20 protein-coding genes are annotated in these 21333 nt (G+C 37.5%); 5 read left to right on the forward strand and 15 right to left on the reverse strand.

The genetic code is table 11. The features are described from left to right. The first annotated feature begins 557 nt into the window (after positions 1-557). The 5 genes from ACLU24_RS09120 (at position 558) to ACLU24_RS09140 (ending at position 6972) form a co-directional block, all read left to right on the forward strand. On the forward strand, positions 558-1382 hold the full coding sequence (locus tag ACLU24_RS09120; RefSeq protein ID WP_412612135.1) for a radical SAM protein: 825 nt from the start codon (positions 558-560) through the stop codon (positions 1380-1382). Between the two features lie 12 nt (positions 1383-1394). Continuing rightward, the gene (gene lexA, locus ACLU24_RS09125) at positions 1395-1988 is read left to right on the forward strand and encodes a transcriptional repressor LexA (protein WP_412612136.1); all 594 of its coding nucleotides are present in this window, start codon (positions 1395-1397) and stop codon (positions 1986-1988) included. Between the two features lie 250 nt (positions 1989-2238). Continuing rightward, positions 2239-3021, forward strand: coding sequence for a ClpP family protease (locus tag ACLU24_RS09130; protein ID WP_412612138.1), 783 nt, complete (start codon positions 2239-2241; stop codon positions 3019-3021). Positions 3022-3085: 64 nt separating this feature from the next. Beyond that, positions 3086-4039, forward strand: a complete 954-nt coding sequence (locus ACLU24_RS09135; RefSeq protein WP_412612140.1) for an undecaprenyl-diphosphate phosphatase — start codon at positions 3086-3088, stop codon at positions 4037-4039. Positions 4040-4116: 77 nt separating this feature from the next. After that, positions 4117-6972 (forward strand): DNA translocase FtsK, encoded by a 2856-nt coding sequence (locus tag ACLU24_RS09140; protein WP_412612142.1) that lies wholly within the window; start codon positions 4117-4119, stop codon positions 6970-6972. Positions 6973-7277: 305 nt separating this feature from the next. Here ACLU24_RS09140 and ACLU24_RS09145 read toward each other — a convergent pair whose 3' ends face one another. From ACLU24_RS09145 to abc-f, 15 genes are all read right to left on the reverse strand, one after another. Further along, the gene (locus ACLU24_RS09145; RefSeq protein WP_412612144.1) at positions 7278-7805 is read right to left on the reverse strand and encodes a hypothetical protein; all 528 of its coding nucleotides are present in this window, start codon (positions 7803-7805) and stop codon (positions 7278-7280) included. A 17-nt stretch (positions 7806-7822) separates the two neighbouring features. Continuing rightward, positions 7823-9325, reverse strand: coding sequence for an NAD(P)H-hydrate dehydratase (locus ACLU24_RS09150; RefSeq protein ID WP_412612147.1), 1503 nt, complete (start codon positions 9323-9325; stop codon positions 7823-7825). Positions 9326-9379: 54 nt separating this feature from the next. After that, positions 9380-9922 (reverse strand): hypothetical protein, encoded by a 543-nt coding sequence (locus ACLU24_RS09155; RefSeq protein WP_412612148.1) that lies wholly within the window; start codon positions 9920-9922, stop codon positions 9380-9382. 200 nt (positions 9923-10122) lie between these two features. Then, complete coding sequence (locus ACLU24_RS09160; RefSeq protein ID WP_412612150.1) at positions 10123-10392, reverse strand: hypothetical protein; 270 nt, start codon at positions 10390-10392, stop codon at positions 10123-10125. Beyond that, positions 10392-11795: a F0F1 ATP synthase subunit beta gene (gene atpD / locus ACLU24_RS09165; RefSeq protein ID WP_412612152.1), complete on the reverse strand. Its 1404-nt coding sequence runs from the start codon at positions 11793-11795 to the stop codon at positions 10392-10394. Before atpD ends, ACLU24_RS09160 begins: the two co-directional genes overlap by 1 nt. 31 nt (positions 11796-11826) lie before the next feature. Further along, positions 11827-12663 (reverse strand): ATP synthase F1 subunit gamma, encoded by an 837-nt coding sequence (atpG, locus tag ACLU24_RS09170; protein WP_412612154.1) that lies wholly within the window; start codon positions 12661-12663, stop codon positions 11827-11829. A 15-nt stretch (positions 12664-12678) separates the two neighbouring features. Next, entirely contained in the window at positions 12679-14193 is a 1515-nt protein-coding gene (atpA, locus tag ACLU24_RS09175) for a F0F1 ATP synthase subunit alpha (protein ID WP_412612157.1), read from the reverse strand. Positions 14194-14210: 17 nt separating this feature from the next. After that, on the reverse strand, positions 14211-14750 hold the full coding sequence (atpH, locus tag ACLU24_RS09180; RefSeq protein WP_412612160.1) for an ATP synthase F1 subunit delta: 540 nt from the start codon (positions 14748-14750) through the stop codon (positions 14211-14213). A 1-nt stretch (position 14751) separates the two neighbouring features. Beyond that, positions 14752-15252: a F0F1 ATP synthase subunit B gene (gene atpF / locus ACLU24_RS09185; RefSeq protein WP_412612163.1), complete on the reverse strand. Its 501-nt coding sequence runs from the start codon at positions 15250-15252 to the stop codon at positions 14752-14754. Positions 15253-15681: 429 nt separating this feature from the next. Beyond that, on the reverse strand, positions 15682-15963 hold the full coding sequence (gene atpE, locus ACLU24_RS09190; RefSeq protein ID WP_106765013.1) for an ATP synthase F0 subunit C: 282 nt from the start codon (positions 15961-15963) through the stop codon (positions 15682-15684). Positions 15964-16051: 88 nt separating this feature from the next. Continuing rightward, the gene (locus ACLU24_RS09195) at positions 16052-16933 is read right to left on the reverse strand and encodes a F0F1 ATP synthase subunit A (RefSeq protein WP_412612166.1); all 882 of its coding nucleotides are present in this window, start codon (positions 16931-16933) and stop codon (positions 16052-16054) included. Next, positions 16930-17391 (reverse strand): ATP synthase subunit I, encoded by a 462-nt coding sequence (locus tag ACLU24_RS09200; protein ID WP_412612167.1) that lies wholly within the window; start codon positions 17389-17391, stop codon positions 16930-16932. The genes ACLU24_RS09195 and ACLU24_RS09200 overlap by 4 nt, the downstream gene beginning before the upstream one ends. Positions 17392-17413: 22 nt before the next feature. Further along, positions 17414-18703 carry a tRNA (N(6)-L-threonylcarbamoyladenosine(37)-C(2))-methylthiotransferase MtaB gene (mtaB, locus tag ACLU24_RS09205; RefSeq protein ID WP_412612169.1) on the reverse strand — a complete coding sequence of 430 codons (1290 nt, stop codon included), beginning with the start codon at positions 18701-18703 and terminating at the stop codon, positions 17414-17416. Between the two features lie 190 nt (positions 18704-18893). Further along, positions 18894-19136 carry an HPr family phosphocarrier protein gene (locus ACLU24_RS09210; protein ID WP_412612172.1) on the reverse strand — a complete coding sequence of 81 codons (243 nt, stop codon included), beginning with the start codon at positions 19134-19136 and terminating at the stop codon, positions 18894-18896. A 203-nt stretch (positions 19137-19339) separates the two neighbouring features. Beyond that, positions 19340-21256: a ribosomal protection-like ABC-F family protein gene (abc-f, locus tag ACLU24_RS09215; RefSeq protein WP_412612174.1), complete on the reverse strand. Its 1917-nt coding sequence runs from the start codon at positions 21254-21256 to the stop codon at positions 19340-19342. Between the last annotated feature and the right edge of the window lie 77 nt (positions 21257-21333).

Genomic DNA, 21333 nt, shown 5'->3' on the forward strand with positions numbered 1-21333 from the left:
GACGCGGTCGAGGAAATTCCCAATGAACTGCCGATTAACTAACCAATTTCCTAAAGACACTTAAAAGTTTTGCTCAAAGCGGCGTGCCGCCGCTGTCAAGACGCGGTGCGTGACCGCACAGGACAAGACACGGAATCGCTCGACAAGTCTCGCTCGTAGTTGATTAGATAAAATAGTTGACGCGGTCGAGGAAATTCCCAATGAACTGCCGATTAACTAACCAATTTCCTAAAAACAGCTAAAAGTTTTGCTCAAGCTTTTTCAAAAGCTTGCAGGGTCGAGGGACGGAGTCCCTCGTGGGTTTTAAGGGCAACGCCCTTAACATTCTTTGCTCTTTGAACGGCGGATAAAATCCGCCGTTTTTCTTTTGTTAGCAATATTATTAAAAAGAGTGAACCTCTTAATTGTTTTAGGGAAATTTATCAATTTATCACATAGGATTTTGGCGAAAATCAAACTTTTGTTTGACACTTTCTCGAACATATGTTATAATTTTAAGGCAATATTGTGCTTATGTATGGTATTGCCTTAATTTATATTTAGGGGTGGCTCTTGAAATGAAGATAAATCACATTATTGTTAATGACTATCTTACTAAATCAAATCTCCCCGAAAGTGACTACGTTATAAATCCATATGTGGGTTGTCCTCATGCGTGTGCATACTGCTATGCCTGTTTTATGAAGCGTTTTACAAATCATAATGAAGACTGGGGAAGCTTTCTTGATGTTAAAGAATGTGAAAAGCCAATCAGCCTATCGAGAATAAAAGGCAAATCTGTATTTTTATCATCAGTTACAGATTGCTATAATCCTTATGAGGAGGATTTTCGTATAACAAGAAAAATTCTCGAACAGCTTATAAACGCTGATTGTCAACTTACGATTTCTACAAAATCAAAACTTATTTTGCGTGATACATATTTGCTCAAACAATGCAAAAATCTCAAAGTAGATATGTCAATTAACACGCTTGATGAAAAATTTCAATCAGATATGGATAATGCAAGCAGTATCTCAGACAGACTTAAAACCTTAAAAGCTCTGCACGAAAACGGAATTTATACTGTTTTGTTTATGTCGCCTATCTTCCCTTATATTACAGACTTTAAGGCTATAATTGAGAAATCTAAGAATTTTATTGACGAATACTGGTTTGAAAATCTTAATCTCAGAGGCAACTACAAATATACTATTCTTAACTACATAAAAAGAAATTATTCTGAATATTATCCTTATTATGAGCAGATTTACATAAAAAATGATTCTTCATATTGGCAAAAGCTTGCTCTTGAAATCAATCAATATTGTGAAGGTCAAGGACTTAATTTTAAAAACTATTTCTATCACGATAAATTGGTTGCTAATAAAAAACAAAAATAAGGTGTGATGTTTATGAAAAAACTTACTAAAAGTCAAGCAAAAGTTTTCGACTTTTTAAAGGAAAGCATAGCAGACGGAATTACTCCTTCTGTGCGCGAAATCTGTTTGGCAACAGGTCTTAGCTCTACTTCAACGGTTCATTCTCATCTTAAATCTCTTGAGGAACTTGGTTATATAACCCGAACAACAGGTCTGAACCGCTCAATTCGCATTGTTGGCGAGGAAAAAGCATCACAGGTTCCGATTCTTGGCAAAGTTACTGCGGGTATTCCTATTCTTGCTTTTGAAGATATTTCCGGATATGTGCCATTTCCTGAAAGTAAACGCAAAGGACGAGAACTTTTTGCACTTAATGTTGTTGGCGAAAGTATGCGAGATATTGGCATACTCGATGGTGATATTGTCATATGTGAAAAAACTCCTGTCGCGGAGAATGGCGAAATCGTAGTTGCAATGATAGACGATGAGGCAACTGTAAAATCTTTTTATAAGGAAAATAATTATATAAGATTGCAGCCACATAATCCTGATTTTGAACCGATTATTACAAATAATGTCACTATCTTGGGCAAAGTTATTGCACTTTCAAGAGATTATGATGCGTAAAACTTTTAATAACTTTTTAAATCTATCAAATTCACATTAAATATATACTCTGGGCGAAATACTTTCGCCCTTTTGTTTTTTGATAATCAGTTAAATTCGACAGAAAAAATTACTTTATTGCCAAAATATTTTTAGAAGTATCAAAATTAAAAAGAAAAAATTGCCTTGATGTATTTAATTCTGAATGATATAATAAAAATGTATGTATCACGACTAAATTTGATAAACTAATCAAAGGAGGTCTGATATAATGAAAAAAAATCAAAAAAATGATGAGCAATATATAAAAAATCCTTCAGAGCCTGACGAAAAGGCTGATGAACTTAATGAAAATGGTCCTACAAGCGAAAAACGTACTGATTCTATCATTGAAACCGGAAGTATAATTGCTTCTAACGGCAAATATACTATCCACTGTCTGACTATTATCGGGCAAATTGAAGGACATTATATTCTCTCATCACAAAACAAAACTACAAAGTATGAGCATGTTATCCCTCAGATTGTTGCTGTTGAAGAAGAACCTCGCATAGACGGACTTCTCATTCTGCTTAATACTGTTGGCGGTGATGTAGAGGCTGGACTTGCTATTGCTGAGCTTCTTGCAGGAATCCGCAAACCAACAGTTTCTATGGTGCTTGGCGGAGGTCATTCAATAGGCGTTCCGCTTGCAGTTGCTGCAAAAAAATCTTTTATAGCAAAATCTGCGTCTATGACTATTCATCCTGTGAGAATGACTGGACTTACTCTTGGAGTTCCTCAAACCTTTGAATATTTTCAGCGTATGCAGGCAAGAATCACAAGATTTGTATGCGAAAACTCAAATATCAAACCCGAAAGGTATAACGAACTTGCTATGAATACCGGAGAACTTGTACTCGATGTTGGAACGGTGCTTGACGGCGAGGACGCAGTTAAAGAGGGATTGATTGATAATCTTGGCAATTTTTCTGACGCTCTTGATGCTCTTTACGCTATGATTGATAAAGAAAAAAAAGCTAAAAAGAAAACTTCTAAAAAAAGTAAAGCCTAAGTAAGCCTGGGCGGACGGAGTTCGCCCTACATATATATTTAAGTTAAATAAACGGAGGTACATAATGAACATATTTGAAGCCATTGTGCTTGGTGCGGTTCAGGGACTTACAGAATTTCTTCCTGTTTCAAGCAGCGGACACCTTGCTATATTTCAGCACTTTTTTGGTTTGAACGACAACAACCTTTTCTTTAATGTTATGCTCCATGTCGGAACACTTACGGCTGTTTGTGCTGTATATTGGAGATTATTTTTAAGGCTTATCAAAAGCTTCTTTATAATATTGAAAAAAATCTTTACGGGAAAGTTCAAATGGGGCGAAATGGACGCTGATGAAAACCTCGTTATGATGCTTATAATCGGTCTATTGCCACTTTTCTTACTTTTCTTACCTATCGGCGGAGGCATGAAAGTTAAAGACCTCGCTGATAAATGGAGTTCTGACGGATATCTGATAATTACAGCTATTTCACTTTTAGTAACAAGTTTCCTTCTTGTTATCGGAATTAACGCAAACCGCAAAACTACCATTCTTTATAAGAGTCATGGAAAACTTCGTGCAGATGGCGCAGGAAGAAGAAAGCTAAACCCTATTGATGCAATTTTTATTGGTCTTTTCCAAGCGGTAGCCGCTATCTTCCCTGGCATATCTCGTTCAGGTTCTACTCTTACTGCCGGTGAACTTAGAAAATTAAACAAACAACGCGCTTTGGATTATTCGTTCGTGCTTGGAACTCCTGCAATTATTGCGGCTGCAATTCTTGAAGGAAAAGATGCTCTCTTCCCTGCTGATGGTTCAGCGGTTGCAATCGAATTTTTCCCTACTTTAATCGGAATTATTACATCTGCGATTGTAGGTTTTCTTGCTATTCGCCTTTTTAAATGGTTGCTTTCTACAAACAGAATGTATTATTTTGTTCTCTATACGGCAGGTGCCGGTATAATTTGCCTTGTTATCAGCATTATAGAGCTTATTTCAGGAGTAAATCTCTTTACACAACAGCCACTTACATTCTGATTATTAAATACTTGTTCTTAAAAATGTCACCGATTTCATCAGTCGGTGACATTGATTTTCAATAGGAGGTATGAATTTTGGCAAATGATTCTAAAAAAAATCCGACTAAAAAAGCTTCATCGAGCAATAAAAATACAAATGCAAAAGCAACTCAAACCACGAAATCCAAAACTAAAAGAATGACCAAGGCTGAAAAAGAAAAAATCCAAGCTGAACTTGAAGCCGACGACAGACGACGTAGGCGTATAAGGTCTATCATAATATCAGGTATTGCTATTTTAATATTCTGCTTATTCATAATTCGCGGTGATATGTTCTGGACAACTATACATTCATTTATCTGGGGACTTTTCGGTATATGCGGAATATTTATTCCCATTGTTATAATATATATTGCATACCAAAGCGGAAAAACTGCTCTCCCATATAGAATGAAATTAAGATTTTTTATTGCAATATCAATAGCTGTACTTTTCACAACTGCTGTATATCTTTTCTCGCACGGCAATGTTGAAAAAAATGTCTTTTTCGCAATGGGCGACGCTTATACAGAGGGTATGAATTATCGTGGAGGTGGACTTCTCAGCTCTCTCCTTGGTGCTCCTATGATGGCATTTCTTGGTGCAACAGGTTCTCGAATTATAATAGCCGTTTTACTTTTTATAGATATTATGATTGCCTCCGGTGCGACAATTATAGGTTTTGTTGATTTCTTCAAAAAGCCTGTGGAGAAAGTTTCTTCCAAGGTTTCATCTAAGGTTTCTGAAAAGAAACAGGAAATCAGTAAACAAAGGGCTGTCCGTCAAGAATATCAACAAGCACAAAAGCAAGAAAAACACTCATTCTATATTTATGGAAGAAGAGCTGATGAATCGAAAAAAAATCATATAGATATACCTCTTGGAAATGATTCGGGAAAACCTAATATGTTACCTGATGATTTTATCAGTGAGCAGTATATCCCTAAACGCTCTAATAACTTTAATGCAAATGATTATGATACTCCACCGATAACATCTCAAAAGCGTAAAAAACGCAAAAAGTCTAATCCTAATATAGAAAATCAAAATAACTCAGAGCCTATTATTTATGAACCTACTCAAAAAGAAGTATATAATACAACATCAGAACCAACTACTGATGAAAACTATGAATCAGGCTCTTTTGAAGAATTAGACGGTATTCTTTCAGAAAATGATAACAAAACTATCGCTGATGCTTTAAAACAGATTGAAAAGAAAAAAGGTAAGAAAAGAACTGATGAAGAAGCTATAAGCTTTGATATACAAAATGATTCTTCTGAATATTTATCAAATGATAGTGTTTATCTCAAACCGCCTATAACCCTTCTGAAACCAACCCCATTTACAAATGAGGGCGATATTGCAACGGAACTAAACCAAAATGGTTCTATGCTTATAGAAACTCTTGCGAGCTTTGGCGTTAAGGCAAGTATAGTAAACATCTGTCGCGGTCCTGCTGTAACAAGATATGAACTTCAGCCTGCCGCTGGTGTTAAAATCAGTAAAATCACAAATCTTGCTGATGACATTGCTATGAATCTTGCCGCTGTCGGTGTAAGAATTGAAGCACCTATCCCAGGAAAAGCCGCCGTTGGTGTTGAGGTTGCTAACAAGGTAGTAAGCGTTGTTAAAATGCGTGAATTGATAGAATCGCCTGAATTTAACAATGCTAAAAGTAAGCTTACTGTTGTGCTTGGCAGAGATATTGAGGGGAATATTACTATTGCTGACCTCGCTAAAATGCCTCATCTGCTTATAGCCGGTTCTACCGGTTCGGGTAAATCGGTATGTATAAACTCTATGCTTATAAGCTTAATTTATAAATCAACTCCGGATGAGGTTAAATTGCTTATGATTGACCCTAAGGTTGTTGAGCTTGGAGTTTATAATGGTATTCCGCACTTACTTGTACCGGTTGTTACTGACCCAAGAAAAGCGGCGGGTGCATTGAACTGGGCTGTAAATCATATGCTTGAAAGATATAAGCTCTTTGCTGAAAATAATGTTCGTGATATAAGAGGTTATAATGCACTTGTTGAAAGAACGAACGCTGAAATCGACAAAGAGGAAACTCAAATAAACGATGATGAAAATTCAGACGAATTTGAAATGCCGCAAACTCCTGAAGAACGACAAATTATGGACGCTGCTATTTCAGAAACAGAAAATAGCGGAAAAGCTCCTAAGAAAGAAAAGCTTAAAAAGCTTGAGCAAATTGTTATAATTATTGATGAGCTTGCTGACCTTATGATGGCTGCTCCTAATGATGTAGAAAACGCTATCTGCCGACTTGCACAAATGGCTCGTGCCGCCGGTATGCACCTTGTCATTGCGACACAAAGACCATCTGTCGATGTCATTACCGGTATTATTAAAGCTAACATTCCAAGCCGAATTGCTTTTGCAGTTAAATCACAGATAGACTCAAGAACTATTCTCGATTCAGGCGGTGCCGATAAGCTTCTCGGCAGAGGTGATATGCTTTTTGCACCTATCGGAGCTTCAAAGCCAAAGCGTGTTCAAGGCTGTTTTGTAGATGACGAAGAAGTCGAAAAAGTTGTAGAGTTTATCAAAAATAACAGAGCTTGTGAATATGATGAAAGCATTGCTCAAGAAATTGAAAACAATGCCATAATTGAAAATAACAATACCAAACCTATTTCAAATGAGGATTCTGACCAAGACCCTATGCTTGAAGAGGCAATTAAGTGTGTAGTTGAAGCCGGACAGGCCTCAACCTCACTTTTGCAAAGAAGGCTTCGTCTTGGATATGCGAGAGCCGGACGACTTATTGATGAAATGGAAACAATGGGAATTGTCGGCCCTCATGAGGGTTCAAAGCCAAGACAGGTACTTCTTACGCAACAACAATATATGGAGCGACAAATGAATAAACCTGATGAAAATTGATTTTAAAAATTATACATAGCATTACAGGCAACCATATTACTAATGGTTGCCTGTTTATTTTGAGTTAGGTATAAAGACATACTGTGTTTGTTCACTTGGCAGTTGGTTGCTAACAAAAGTATTAAGCGATGGATTTCGTCCACCGCTTGAGAAGAAAAGAGATATTGCCCTTAAAAACCACCAAAGGCTCCGCCGTAGGTGACTACCTTTGAAAACCGCAAGCTTTTAAAAAAAGTTTGTGCAAAACTTTTATCTGTCTTAGAAAAGTCTGTTAGCTTATCGGTAGTTTCACCAACCATCTTATGTTACAATAATTTTATATCTGTAAAATTAGCTATAACATTTATTTCAGGAATTTCTATTTTTCTTATTATACCTGTTTTACTCTCTGCATAAATCGTAAAATTTCCTGATTTGCTTGTACCTGTAAATATAGCGTTATCTTTCTCGGATTTCTGATATACTGCACCGTTCTCTTCAGACGCTTTATCGAGAACATTAGTTATAGCCTGTGCAAAACAAGAACTTGGCAAAAATGATTCTTCTGTTTCGCAGATAAGCTCGTTGTATGATATTGCGTATTTACCGCCAAAATTTTTAAAAGACATACCCTTTAGGTTTTCGGGACTTGATAAAGTAATTGAGGACACACCCTTTTCTGTATGCGAAACACTGCATTTAAATTTTGTTTCGCCAAGTTCTATATTGGCATTTCCCGAAAATCCTGTCACAATTTCAGGTATCTTAGGAACTTTTTCTGTACAAGAGCTTATTGAAAGAATAAGTACAATCGCAGCAACAGCAGTAAACATTACTTTAAGAATTCTACGCAATAATATCACCCTCAGTTTCAGAAGCTAATATCCTCAATCATATCAGTAGGAAGCATTGTCGTTTCTGAAAGCCTTTTCGCTGTCCTGTCCCCTGCCAATCCATGTGCATATACTCCGCAAACGGCGGCCCTGAATGGATTCATTCCCTGTGCGGCAAGCGAACCTATCATTCCTGCAAGTACATCACCACTTCCACCTCGTGCCATTCCTGCGTTTCCTGTTCTATTTACGAGCAAAATATTACCATCAGATATAATCGTATTCGCACCTTTAAGAATTAATATTACATTATGTTCTTTGGCAAAATTCAAAGCAATTTCAGTTCGGTTATGCTGAACCTCGGCAACCGTACAACCGAGAAGCCTTGCCATTTCACCTGGGTGAGGAGTAAGTATAATAGGAGCTTTGGCTTTCTTTAATAAATGTATATGCGGAACTACTGAATTTATTCCATCTGCATCAAGAATAATTGGTTTTTCGCAATTTTTAAGTATTTCACAGACTATTTTTTCGGTATCTTCATTATGTCCCATACCACAGCCGAGAACGACCGCATTAGCTTTATTTGCAAGAGAAACAAGCTTATCGCAATTTTCAACGGACGAAATGCCGTCTTTCTCTGATAATGGCGTAAAAACAGCCTCTATCAACTTTCCTGCGACTATAGGATATATTGACTTAGGCAAAGCCATATTTACCAAGCCTGCACCACTTCTTTGTGCCGCTTTTCCACACATAACAGCCGCACCTGCCATACCGTAACTACCCACAACAGCAAGCAAAGTTCCGAAAGTTCCTTTATTTGATGATATTCTACGCTCAGGTAAGAGCCTTTCGCCGAGAAATTCATCTGTTGTTTGCATAATATATTTAGATGAATTTATCAGTTCATCTGAAATTCCAACACTTGCTACTTCTGTTTTTCCGCAATAATCCATTGACGGATATAAAATATGTGCGGGCTTTAATGTTGTGAATGTAACAGTTAAATTAGCTTTAAAACACTCTCCATTTACTGAACCATCATTACAGCCGGCACCACTTGGGACATCAACTGACATTACAAAAGCTTTAGAATCATTGACAGCTTTTGCAATTTCTGCCGTAGTTTCATCTAAAGCTCCACGAAATCCTATACCATAAACTGCATCAACAATATAATCTGCTTTTTTGATAAGTTCAAAAGCAGTTTTTTTATTTTCCGGAAAGTTTATCATGGCTATATTAAGTTCAGCAGCTTTTTCTGCATTAAGCTTAGAATCGGCTGTCCTTGGTTCTCCAAGTTTGATTATATCAACTATACAGTTATATTTTTTTAAAATCCTTGCTATAACATAACCGTCACCGCCATTATTGCCCTTACCACAAATTATTACAACTCTCTTACTCTCTGCACCATAACTGATAAGTGCTTCTGCGGCGGCTGTACCAGCTCTTTCCATAAGTTCGATATAAGTTTCTCCATTATCAACGGCAGCTTGCTCTAAATCTCTCATTTGTTGTGCGGATAAAACCTTCATAAATAAACATCTCCTTACAAAAAAGCCGTCCATATATTCGGACGGCTAAATTTATTATTTACCAAAAATCTTAACCTTGAGTTCTCTCTTAAGAAAAGGTTTCATTGTTTCAAGAGTTTTCTCATTAGGTGCAAAATATAAAAGACAATGTTTTTTCGAGTAAATATCATGCAAAGCTGCATAATATGTATTCTCACTTTCGGTATAATCAGTTGCATGATATACGCAATCTTTGAATTGCTTCTCATCAAAATCAGCAGGCCTTTCACTGAGTTTGCCAAGCATATCAACGCTTTTTACATCGAATTTCAACATTCTCTTACGCTTTTTCATACCGATAATCTTATCAACGGTCATTTCTCCCTGAACTACGATATATTCATACTCAATGCCCTTGTGTGACCAAAGATACCAACCACCATAACAACCAAAGCAAATAATAAGCAAAGCTACTGGAATCATCCAATCAAAGAACTGGGAAAGGTACACTGTAAGAAGTATAAATATAAAAGCAAATACGAAATAAAGTATTAGAAAAGTAAATTTTGCAGGATTTACTCTTTTTTTGACAATCTGTTCGCTATAATTATCCATCATAAAAAATCAACCTCTTTTTCGAACGATTATTGTTATTATAGCACAAACAAATAATAAATTCAAGTTGGAAAGCTTTAATTTGAAAAAATTTCATACCGATTTTTGGTGAAAATAACGATAGAGCATATATGGCTATTTTCTGTTTTGGAATAATTCCGTTTTAACAGATTTTTGCCATTTATGCTCTATTATATAAAATATTATTTATCCTGAGAATAGTCTGCTGTTGATGCAAGAACCTGAACCATATCCTTAGATACTGTCAGAACTCCACCTATGCAGTTCATTTTTTTAATCTCGTTATCGCTTAGATATATCTTAATTTCTCCGTCCTCTAAAGCTGTAACAAAAGGTATATGTCCTGCCATAATTGCAAGGTCACCCATTACGCCCCTTACCGAAAGTCGAACGGCATCTCCATCAAAAATATTTCCCGCAGGAGTTGTTATACGAAGGTGATAGTTTTTCATTATTCACCCACCATTTTTGCCTTTTCTATAGCCTCATCTATTGTTCCTACAAACAGGAAGGCTGATTCCGGCAAATCATCGTGCTTGCCGTCAATGATTTCCGCAAAGCCTCTGATTGTTTCTTTAAGCGGAACATATTTTCCGGGCAAACCTGTAAACTGTTCTGCAACTGAAAATGACTGCGAAAGGAAACGCTGTACCTTTCTTGCTCTTGATACGGTCAGCTTATCTTCTTCGCTGAGTTCATCAATACCCATAATTGCGATAATATCTTGAAGTTCATTATATCTTTGAAGTATCTGTTGAACCGCTCTCGCAACTCTGTAATGTTCCTTGCCAACAACATCAGGCGTGAGTATACGGCTTGTTGATTCAAGCGGGTCAACCGCCGGATAAATACCCTGAGATGCAATATTTCTGCTCAAAACCGTAGTTGCGTCAAGGTGTGCAAAGGTCGTTGCAGGCGCGGGGTCTGTAAGGTCATCAGCAGGAACATAAACAGCCTGAACCGATGTAATCGAACCATGATTTGTAGAAGTAATTCTCTCCTGCAAAGCACCCATTTCTGTTGCAAGTGTCGGCTGGTAACCAACGGCCGACGGCATTCTTCCCAAAAGTGCGGAAACCTCACTACCGGCCTGAGTAAATCTGAATATATTATCTATGAATAAAAGAACATCTTGTCCCTCTTTATCACGGAAATATTCTGCCATTGTCAAGCCTGAAAGTCCTACTCTCATTCTTGCTCCGGGCGGCTCATTCATCTGACCATAGACAAGTGCGGTCTTATTTATAACGCCGGATTCTTTCATCTCGTTATAAAGGTCGTTACCCTCACGGGTTCTCTCGCCTACGCCCGTAAAAACAGATATACCACCATGCTCTTTTGCAATATTGTTGATAAGCTCCATAATGAGAACTGTCTTACCAACACCGGCACCACCAAACAAGCCTATCTTACCACCCTTTGCGTATGGGCAGATAAGGTCAACGACCTTTATGCCTGTTTCGAGAATCTCTGTTGTTGAAGATTGTTCCTCATAGCTTGGCGGGTCACGATGAATATCCCAACGCTCACAATCCTTCGGCGCTGGAAGTTCGTCAATAGGTTCGCCAAGAACATTAAATATTCTGCCAAGTGTTGCATTTCCGACAGGAACATTTATCGCTCTGCCTGTATCAACAACTTCCATACCTCTTACAAGTCCGTCTGTACTACTCATAGCTATACAACGAGCGTCATTGTTTCCTATATGCTGAAAAACTTCTACAACAAGAATTTTATCTCCGTTTTGAATCTCGAGCGCATTAAGGATTTTAGGAAGTTTTCCCTCGCCAAAGCGAACATCAACAACAGGCCCTATAACCTGTATTATTTTTCCGATATTTTTTTCATTTGCCAAGTAAATTTACCTCGCTCTCCGTATGTTGCATTTATGCCTCTGCACCTGCAACAATTTCGGTAATTTCCTGAGTAATTGTGCTTTGTCTTGCACGATTGTATTCTATACTCAGCTTATCCATCATCTCTTCTGCATTTTTAGTTGCACTATCCATAGCGTTTCTTCTCGCTGAAAGCTCACTTGTGAAGCTTTCTCTTGTAGACGCATAAACCATACCCGAAATATAACTTGGAATAATTGAATTAAGAACCGTAATACTATCTGGTTCAAACATAATATATCCGTCAGATTTTTTATTCTCTGATTGCGGAATCGGCAAAAGCTGTGTTTCATGCGGAACCTGAGCCAGCATTGAAACATACTTCGTGGAAATAAGCTCAACCTTATCAAACTCGCACCTTTTAAAGCGTTCTGTAATATCTCTGCCAAGCTCTGCACAATCTGAAAGAGTAAGCTTTTCTGTACTGATATACTTATCTGAAAGAATTTCATATTTATGAGCAATCATATGCTCAACGGTACGCTTTCCTATCGGCAAGATACAGACAGATTTTCCCTCAGCTACTGCATCAGTCTTTTTATAGATATTGCCGTTATAACCGCCCGCAAGTCCCCTATCGCCTGCTATGACAATAAGACAGGTTTTCTTAACCTCACGAGGTTTGATAAATTTCGAGTTTTTGGTTTCGTTAGAGATGAGGTTAGAAACTGTTGCCATAAGTGCGTCAAGATAGCAACGGCTCTGTTCCATAGCCTCTGTTGCACTCTTCATCTTAGATGATGCAACAAGCTGCATAGCCTTAGTAAGATGCATAGTTGAATCTATACTTTTTATACGGGTTTTTATTGCTTTAATATTAGTACCCAAAGCCTTTCGCCCTCCTTAGCTATGCAGACTAATAAATCTTTCAGTAAAGCTTCTGACAGCTTCATCAAGCTCCATTTGGTCGCTTTCCTCATAATAACCGTCCGCAATACGCTTCATAAGATTGTTATGCTCTAAGGTCATATGAGAATACAGCTCTTTTTCGTATTCCTTGATATTCTCAAGTTCTATATCTTTCATAAGGTTGTGAACAGCGGCATATATAATTGCTACCTGACAGCCTACTATAACAGGTGTGTTTTTATCCTGTTTCAGAATTTCAACAATTCTCTCGCCCTGTGCAAGTCTTGCCTTGGTATCTGCATCAAGGTCTGAGCCAAACTGAGAGAAGTTCTGAAGTTCACGATATTGTGAATAAAGAAGCTTCAGCGTACCTGCAACCTTTTTCATAGCCTTAACCTGAGCATTACCTCCAACACGAGAAACCGATATACCAGGGTTTACGGCTGGCATAACTCCTGCGTGGAAAAGCTCACTCTCAAGGAAAATCTGTCCGTCAGTGATAGATATAACATTAGTTGGAATATATGCGGAAACATCTCCCGCTTGAGTTTCGATAATCGGAAGTGCAGTTATACTGCCTCCGCCATATTCATCAGAAACTCTTGCCGCTCTCTCAAGCAATCTTGAATGAAGATAGAAAACATCACCCGGATATGCCTCACGACCTGGTGGTCTTCTGATAAGCAAGGACAATGCACGATATGCGACAGCGTGTTTTGATAAATCGTCATATACGATAAGAACATCTTTGCCCTGTGCCATAAAATATTCTGCAATAGCACAGCCTGTATATGGTGAAATATACTGCAAAGGTGCTGTTTCTGACGCTGATGCTGATACGATTACTGTATAATCTAATGCTCCTGCTGTACGAAGTGTTTCTGTGATTTGTGCAACAGTAGAATTTTTCTGACCGATTGCAACATAAACACAAAGCACACCTGTTGACTTTTGATTAATAATTGCATCTACTGCAATAGAAGTTTTTCCTGTCTGTCTGTCTCCGATGATAAGCTCGCGCTGACCTCTGCCAATAGGAATCATACTATCAATAGCCTTAATACCTGTCTGGAGCGGAACTTTAACGCTTTTACGCTTGATAATTCCGGGTGCCTCGGATTCTATCGGACGGGTTTCGTTACAGAAAATAGCTCCCTTACCGTCAATAGGTTCTCCTAAAGCATTAACAACTCTACCAAGCATTGCTTCGCCGACAGGAACGCTTACAACCTTGCGTGTTCGTCTGACAATATCTCCCTCCTTAATTTCTGAGGTATTTGAGAGAAGTGCGATAGAAACTGAGTTTTCCTCAAGGTTCTGTGCAATACCAAATTCTCCGCCCTCAAATTCAAGAAGTTCATTAGACATACAGTTTTCAAGTCCGTATGCCTTTGCGATACCGTCACCTACCATAACAACAGTTCCAACTTCTGCTTGGTCTATTTTATCTTTATAATGCTTAATCTGCGATTTAATTATACCGCTGATTTCCTCAGGGTGTAGATTCATAGTCCACCTCTCCCGTTTTATAATGTTGCCTTTTGCAGATTAGAACGGATTGTGTCGATTTTGTGTTTTACACTTCCCTCAAGAAGTTTACCATCTATTCTGACACTTATTCCGCCAATAAGCTTTGGCTCAACAGTGCAGTCAAGCTCGACAGTCTTTCCGCTATATACCTGCAATTTTTTGATAAGTGCAGATTTCTGTTCATCAGTAAGGGCAACCGCACTCTTTACATATGCGACAGTGATTTTATGCTCTTTATAGTATAGCTTTTCAAACGCCTTTATACATTCAGGAATCTGAGCAGCATATCCTCTCTCGGTAATAAGCTTTATAAAGGAACAAATATATTCCTCTGCCCTATTCTCAAATACTTCATCAATCACCTTTAATCTTTCACTTAATGGAATATTCAAGGAGCAAAGAAGATGAATAAACTCCGGATTTTCTTCGAGAAGTTTATTTATCTCTCTGAGCTGTTCAAGATAGAGCTTATCTTTATTTTCCTCAAGAGCAAGCTCGAAAATCGCTCTGCCGTATTCAGTGGAAACATCGTACATATCATTCACCTATATTTTCTATAAAGTCATTGATAAGCTCGGTATGGTCTTTTTCATCAATTTCTCGACCAACAACCTGTTCTGCAATATCAATGGATATTTCGGATATTTCGTTTTTAATTTCGTTAATAGCTTTCTTTCTCTCGCTGGCAATCTCTGCATTAGCCTTTCTAACAGCCAAATCGGCTTTATTATGAGCCTCTTGCAAAATTTCATTACTTGACTGCTCCGCCATCTCTCTTGCGTTACGAAGAATATTTGTAGCTTCTTCTTTAGAATGAGAAAGCCTTTCTTCATATGCTTGCTTATTAGCCTGAGCCTGTTCGTTTGCCTCATTTGCTTTATCATAGATATTATCAACTTGAGCCTGACGCTCTGCAAACATCTTTTTAACAGGCTTAAAGAGCAACTTTTTCAAGATAAGGAAAAGTATAAGCAAGTTAAGCAATGAAATAATTATATGCCAGATGTTTATAGAAATAACATCAAGAGTTTGTATCAAATTTAATTCCCCCTTTTCGGGCTGTATTTAATAATAACATAAGTTCGATGATAGAGATTCTATATCTTAAAAGTAAAGTCACTCAGTCAGGGAGCCCCCTGCGAGGGTTCCCTACGAAAAACATTCCATTGGAATGTTTTTCTACCCTCCTGCGCTTTAGGAAGCATAAAGAATTTCGCTCTCTGCGGAAAGCGACAAGGGCGTTGCCCTTGACCTACAAGCCTTTTCAAAGGATTGAGCGAAACTTTTAGGTGTCTTAAAGAAGTATGTCAACTAAGCGATAGTTTAGTCCTCCGCATAGGCAAACTTTCTATACTCACTACGAGCGGGGCAAAGCCGAGCGATTATGCGTCTTGACAGCGGAGGCACTCCGCCTTGAGCAAAACTTTTAAGTGTTTTAGGGAAATCTTTCTATCGAACTAATGTCAATTAAGCAACAGCACCTTGAAGAACACCAACAAGGAAGCTTGGTGCCACAAAAATAAGGAGAATAGCTATAACAAGGGCATAAATACCTGTGGATTCTGCGATAGCACAACCCATAAGCATAGTAGATGTAACTGAACCCTTACACTCAGGCTGACGACCGATAGCCTCACAAGCCTGTCCAACTGCATAACCTTCACCGATACCAGGTCCGATACCTGCAATCATCGCAATACCTGCACCAAGTGCACAACAACCAAGAATAATACCAATAGCAAGTTCCATTTTAAATAATCCTCCTGATAATTTAATATATTTTTAATTTTAATATCAACAATAATTTCTTAAAACTATAAAAAAGCTTATCAAGAAATTATGCTCTACGTTTTTTCAATCGCCTTTTTTCGTAGGCTTCCTCTGGAAAACCATTTGCTATATAAAGCATTGTCAGCATAGCAAAGATAAATGCCTGTAAACAACCGCTGAATATATCAAAATACAAAGACAATACAGCAGGTATTCCTATCTGCAAGAAAGGTATTTCTCCTAATAATCCAGGTAGCCAACCTAAAAGCAAAGATGTTAATCCTTGCAAAGCAGCTGCAACCAATACTGATATAACTGAACCTGAAAGCACATTTCCGAAATGACGGAATGTCATAGAAACAGGCGTTGCAACCTCACTGATAATATTTATCGGTGTGAAAACTGCAATAGGCTCTGTATATCCTTTTAGGTAATTTCCAAGTCCACCCTTTAGCTTATAGTGTGTAATAAGAATAAATACTAATATCGCCCAACCGGCAACTATATTTATATCTGATGTAGGTGGATATAAGCCCAAAAGGCTTGATAAACTTGATAACGCCGACAAACCAAGAATTGCCGCAATAAATGGTGCAAAACCCATAAAGCGTTCACCCATATTGCTCTTGACAAGATTTTCTGCCTTTTCTACGATAAGTTCTGCTAAGAACTGTCTTTTGGAAACAGATTTAATATTCAATCTGCGTGTCAAAAACAGACATATCGCAAGAATAGTAAGTATAACTGCCCAAGAATTCACCTGTGATTCTGTTATCGGCAAATCCATTATCGGCATCGGAATAGTGAAATAAATTATCGCACCTGTTACAGTTATTCCCTCTGCTGCCGGTGAAAATAGAATTTTAAGAACAATACAAGCTGTCAGCGGAAGTATCATCATTGCAATAAGCAGAATATCAATTATTACCGCTTTTGCACTCTTTTTCATTCGTTATCACCTCCCTCATCGTCAGATGATGCGATATCTTTTTCTGATTCTGAAGTTGTTTCAGCATTTGCCTTTGGAGAATCTTTTATTTTCAAGCCTCGAATTGTCATAACAATTCTTGGGAAGAAAAACGGTATTACTACTGCAACAATATTAAAGCATGGCAAAACTCCGCCTATTACTGCAACAATAATTAACATAAGAAATCTAAATGACTGTGATATTTTCATTCTGTTTTCTGCCGTTTTAAGTTCAGTATCAATAAGAGATTTTTGCAGTGTTATTCCCATAAGAAAGAAATTCAGTACCGCAATTCCACCGCCAAGAATATTTCCTAAAATTACGGTATAATCAAATGCACCGCAGATTAAGAATACAGCTTCCATTATTGCACTAAGAATTACAACACCAATCAACAGATACATTGACTCTCGCTTTATAGTTTTATCTACCTTCATAAAAGCCCTCCGTTAATCTCTGTTATATAATTGAGGCTATGCAATATTCGCCATCTACCTTCTCTATCTTAGCTTTAACTATTTTTCCACACATATCCTTATCACCCTCAATTAAAACAGGAGTATAATTCTTTGTATAACCCTCGAGCATACCATTTTTTGTGCGTGTTTCAAGTAGAACTTCTTGAATAAGTCCAACTTGCGATTGCATAAAAGCTTGGCGTGTTTTCTCGGTTACATCAATCATTATATTAGCACGCTCTTTTTTGAGTTCATTTGGGACTTGATTTGGAGCTTTATCCGCAACTGTTCCTTCTCTGCGTGAATATGGGAATATATGTGCCTTTGCAAAAGCTATTCTTTCAGCGAATTTGCAAGACTTTTCAAATTCTTCTTCAGTTTCTCCGGGAAACCCTGTCATAATATCCGTTGTAATAGACGAATTATCGAAGATTGACCTTATGTTATCAACAATTTTTGCGTATTCCTCTGTCGTATACTTTCTGTTCATACGCTTTAAGGTTTCATCACAACCACTTTGCAATGAAAGGTGAAACTGTGGACAGAATTTCGGCTGTTTGTTAAGGCGGTTAAGCACTTCTATACTCATCAGTTCAGGCTCTAACGAGCCAAGTCTTACACGCTCTATTCCGTCAACCTCGCATACAGCGTCAACAGCATCACAAAGTTCTAAACCGATATCAGTTCCATAGCACGAAAGATTTATTCCTACAAGAACTATTTCAGAATAGCCCGATTTTGCAAGAGCAGTAACCTCATTTTTAATATCGTCAAGTTCTCTTGAACGAACTCTGCCTCTTGCATAAGGAATAATGCAATACGAGCAAAAGCGATTACAGCCATCTTCTATCTTTATAAATGCACGAGTTCTTTTCTGATATGACGGAACAGAAAGTTCCTCGTATTTATCATTCTTTTCATACTTATCTATCATTATAAGACGCATATGATTTTTCAGATATTGTTCTATAGCAGGAACTAAAGCTGCACGGCATTTATTTCCGAGAATAATATCAACCTCCGGATATTTATCTCCAATATCAGGAAACGCCTGCGGAACACAACCGGTAAGAACAATAACAGCATTTTCATTTTCTCGTCTTGCTCTACGAACCATTTTTTGTGCCTTATGTTCGCTTACGCTTGTAACGGCGCAGGAATTAACAATAATGATATCTGCATTTTGATTTTCTTCTGCAGTTTTAAATCCCGCAGCATTAAGGTTTCTCATCATAGCCTCGGACTCGTATTGATTAACCTTGCAGCCGAGAGTAATAATCTTAGCTAACATTGAAAAATTCACCTTTTTAATTATTTAAATATCTTACAATATAATATCATATTATAAAAATTTACTCAACCTATTTTATAAAATTAACATTTTAATAATTTTATATGTAGCAATAAATATTTAAAATCACTTTTAAATATACATAAAAAAACTCCGTATCGCAGCTACGATACGGAGAAGCATCTTGGCTTTAAGAGTTTTTATAGACGTATGGCTCAAGGTCAACTAAAAATGACTGAGGAACATCTTCGGAATCAATCTTTAATGTAATTGGCTTAGTAATGTCAAGACTGATTATACCAATTATAGAATGAGCATCTATAACATATTTATCTGACACAAGATTAATTGGCAAAGACTTATACTTAGATGTCATATCCACAAAATTTTTTACATCTTCAAGATTTGGCAGAAAAATATCTGTACAATACATTTTAATTACCCCCAAATAAAAATTTATAATACAGCAATATGCCGAAAAAATTTATTTGCAGAAATTCGCTCTGCTCATATTATAATAGCAGTATTTTTTGATTCGGTCAACCTTAATTCTGAAATTTATCTACATTTTTTTCATACAATCTCTTTGAATTGATGATTAAAAACGCTTATATTTTAAAATACAGACAAAGAATTTCAGGATTCAGCCGATTCAACAATTTCAGAAAGCTCCGCCCATTTATCCATATATTGCTCAAGCTCATCATTCTTTGTTTGAAGTTCTTCTGAAAGCTTTGTTGCAAGCTCATAATCACTTGCCGTTTCAGGTGCTTGAAGCTGTTCCTCAAGTTCAGAAATATTCTCCTCTACTTCTGTAATTTTTGCCTCAAGCCTATTTAAATCAGCTTTTGCCTTGCGTCTTTGAGCATCTCGCTCTTTTTTATTCTTATAATCAAGCTTATTTTCACTTTCTTGTTTTTGCTTTGGCTTTTGAATAATTTCATCTTTATGAGTTTTTTCCATAAACTCATCATAACTGCCACGAAATTCCTCTACTCCTCTATCTGTCAGATAATAAATCCTATCAGCAAGCGAATTTATCAAGTATCTATCGTGAGAAACCGCAAGAAGCGTACCTTCGTAATTCATAAGAGCAGTCTGCAAAGCTTCGCAGGAACTTATATCAAGATGGTTTGTAGGCTCATCGAGCAATAGGAAATTTGCACCCGAAAGCATAAGCTCTGTGAGAAGTACCCTTGCCCTCTCGCCACCGCTTAAATCAGAAACATATTTAAATACATCTTCACCTTTGAACATAAATCTTGCGAGGGTATTGCGTATTTCAGTGTTAGTCATAGCCGGATACTTGTCCGAAATCTCATCAAATATAGTCTTGTTGCTATCAACATTCTGCTGAATCTGGTCATAGTAGCCGATTTTAACACCTTCACCAAGTGTAATTCTACCACTTTGTGCCTCATAAAGTTTCATAAGCGTTTTAAGCAGGGAAGTTTTTCCGCAACCATTAGGTCCAATCAAAAATACACGCTCTCCACGCTTTATATCCATATTAACATTCTCGAAAATAGTGTTGCCATCAAAACCAACTGCAAGGTTTTCAACCAAGAGAACATCATCGCCACTTCTTTCATTTGCAGAAAGAGTGAAGTTAATCTCTCCTGGAGCATTTTCCGGCTTTTCGAGATTCTTTTGAAGTCTGTCAATAACCTTTTGCTTGCTTTCGGCGGTCTTGATATTCTTTTCTCTGTTCCAACGCTTCTGCTGTTCAATAATACCCTCAAGCCTATGAATTTCACGCATAGTATTATCATATTCACGCTGTTTTGTAAGCTCTCTCTCTTGTTTTTGTGGCAGATAAGTTGAATAGTTACCCTTATACATTGTCAGTTTTTTATGCTCAAGGTCAAAGGTTTTATTCGTAACCTTATCAAGAAAATATCTATCATGCGAAATGACTATATAAGAACTATTTGAATTGAGCAAATATTCTTCAAGCCATTCCACCGCCTGAACATCAAGATGGTTAGTAGGTTCATCAAGCAATAAAAGCTTTGCACCACATAAAAGCAACTTAGCAAGCTGAAGCTTTGCTCTTTGACCACCACTGAGTGAACCAACAGGCAAGCTCATACGACTATCGTCAAAACCAAGTCCAAGCAAAGCAGACCTTGCCCTACTGCGATATGTAAGACCGCCATTTCGAGTAAACTCATCGTGCAGCATTGCTTGTCTTTCAACAAGTTTATTTGTATCGCCAATTCCAGCACTAATTTGGGCATTAAGTGTATCAAGCTCCATCTCAATATCGGAAAGATGCGAAAATACAGACACAACCTCATCATATGCTGAACGGTCGAGATTTCGGCAGACATGCTGCTCCATATAGCCGATGGTTGTACCCTTGCCAAGACTTATTGTACCCTTATTAGGTTTATAGTCTCCAACAAGAAGTTTAAAAAGGGTTGTCTTTCCGCTTCCGTTTACGCCGATAAGACCAATGCGGTCACCAGGTTGAATCTCGAAAGACATATTCAAAAAGAGGTCGTCATCGCCAAAGCCCATATCAAGCGAATTAACCGAAAGCAAAGCCATTTTTATCCACTCCTATAACAAATACTTAATCAATATTTTCTAAAGGGACAAAGCCCTTAACGAAAAAAGACTTCCCG

Source organism: Pseudoruminococcus sp. (genome assembly GCF_047012705.1).
GTDB lineage: Bacteria > Bacillota > Clostridia > Oscillospirales > Acutalibacteraceae > Pseudoruminococcus.

Excerpts from the sequence above, each read along its gene's own strand:
- ACLU24_RS09195 (WP_412612166.1), bottom strand. The coding sequence starts at position 16,933 with ATGAAAAAGAGTGCAAAAGCGGTAATAATTGATATTCTGCTTATTGCA.
- atpE (WP_106765013.1), bottom strand. The coding sequence starts at position 15,963 with ATGGAACTTGCTATTGGTATTATTCTTGGTTGTTGTGCACTTGGTGCA.
- ACLU24_RS09135 (WP_412612140.1), top strand. The coding sequence starts at position 3,086 with ATGAACATATTTGAAGCCATTGTGCTTGGTGCGGTTCAGGGACTTACA.
- ACLU24_RS09150 (WP_412612147.1), bottom strand. The coding sequence starts at position 9,325 with ATGAAGGTTTTATCCGCACAACAAATGAGAGATTTAGAGCAAGCTGCC.
- ACLU24_RS09210 (WP_412612172.1), bottom strand. The coding sequence starts at position 19,136 with ATGTATTGTACAGATATTTTTCTGCCAAATCTTGAAGATGTAAAAAAT.
- mtaB (WP_412612169.1), bottom strand. The coding sequence starts at position 18,703 with ATGTTAGCTAAGATTATTACTCTCGGCTGCAAGGTTAATCAATACGAG.
- lexA (WP_412612136.1), top strand. The coding sequence starts at position 1,395 with ATGAAAAAACTTACTAAAAGTCAAGCAAAAGTTTTCGACTTTTTAAAG.
- abc-f (WP_412612174.1), bottom strand. The coding sequence starts at position 21,256 with ATGGCTTTGCTTTCGGTTAATTCGCTTGATATGGGCTTTGGCGATGAC.
- ACLU24_RS09200 (WP_412612167.1), bottom strand. The coding sequence starts at position 17,391 with ATGAAGGTAGATAAAACTATAAAGCGAGAGTCAATGTATCTGTTGATT.
- ACLU24_RS09160 (WP_412612150.1), bottom strand. The coding sequence starts at position 10,392 with ATGAAAAACTATCACCTTCGTATAACAACTCCTGCGGGAAATATTTTT.
- atpA (WP_412612157.1), bottom strand. The coding sequence starts at position 14,193 with ATGAATCTACACCCTGAGGAAATCAGCGGTATAATTAAATCGCAGATT.
- atpH (WP_412612160.1), bottom strand. The coding sequence starts at position 14,750 with ATGTACGATGTTTCCACTGAATACGGCAGAGCGATTTTCGAGCTTGCT.
- ACLU24_RS09130 (WP_412612138.1), top strand. The coding sequence starts at position 2,239 with ATGAAAAAAAATCAAAAAAATGATGAGCAATATATAAAAAATCCTTCA.
- ACLU24_RS09120 (WP_412612135.1), top strand. The coding sequence starts at position 558 with ATGAAGATAAATCACATTATTGTTAATGACTATCTTACTAAATCAAAT.
- ACLU24_RS09155 (WP_412612148.1), bottom strand. The coding sequence starts at position 9,922 with ATGATGGATAATTATAGCGAACAGATTGTCAAAAAAAGAGTAAATCCT.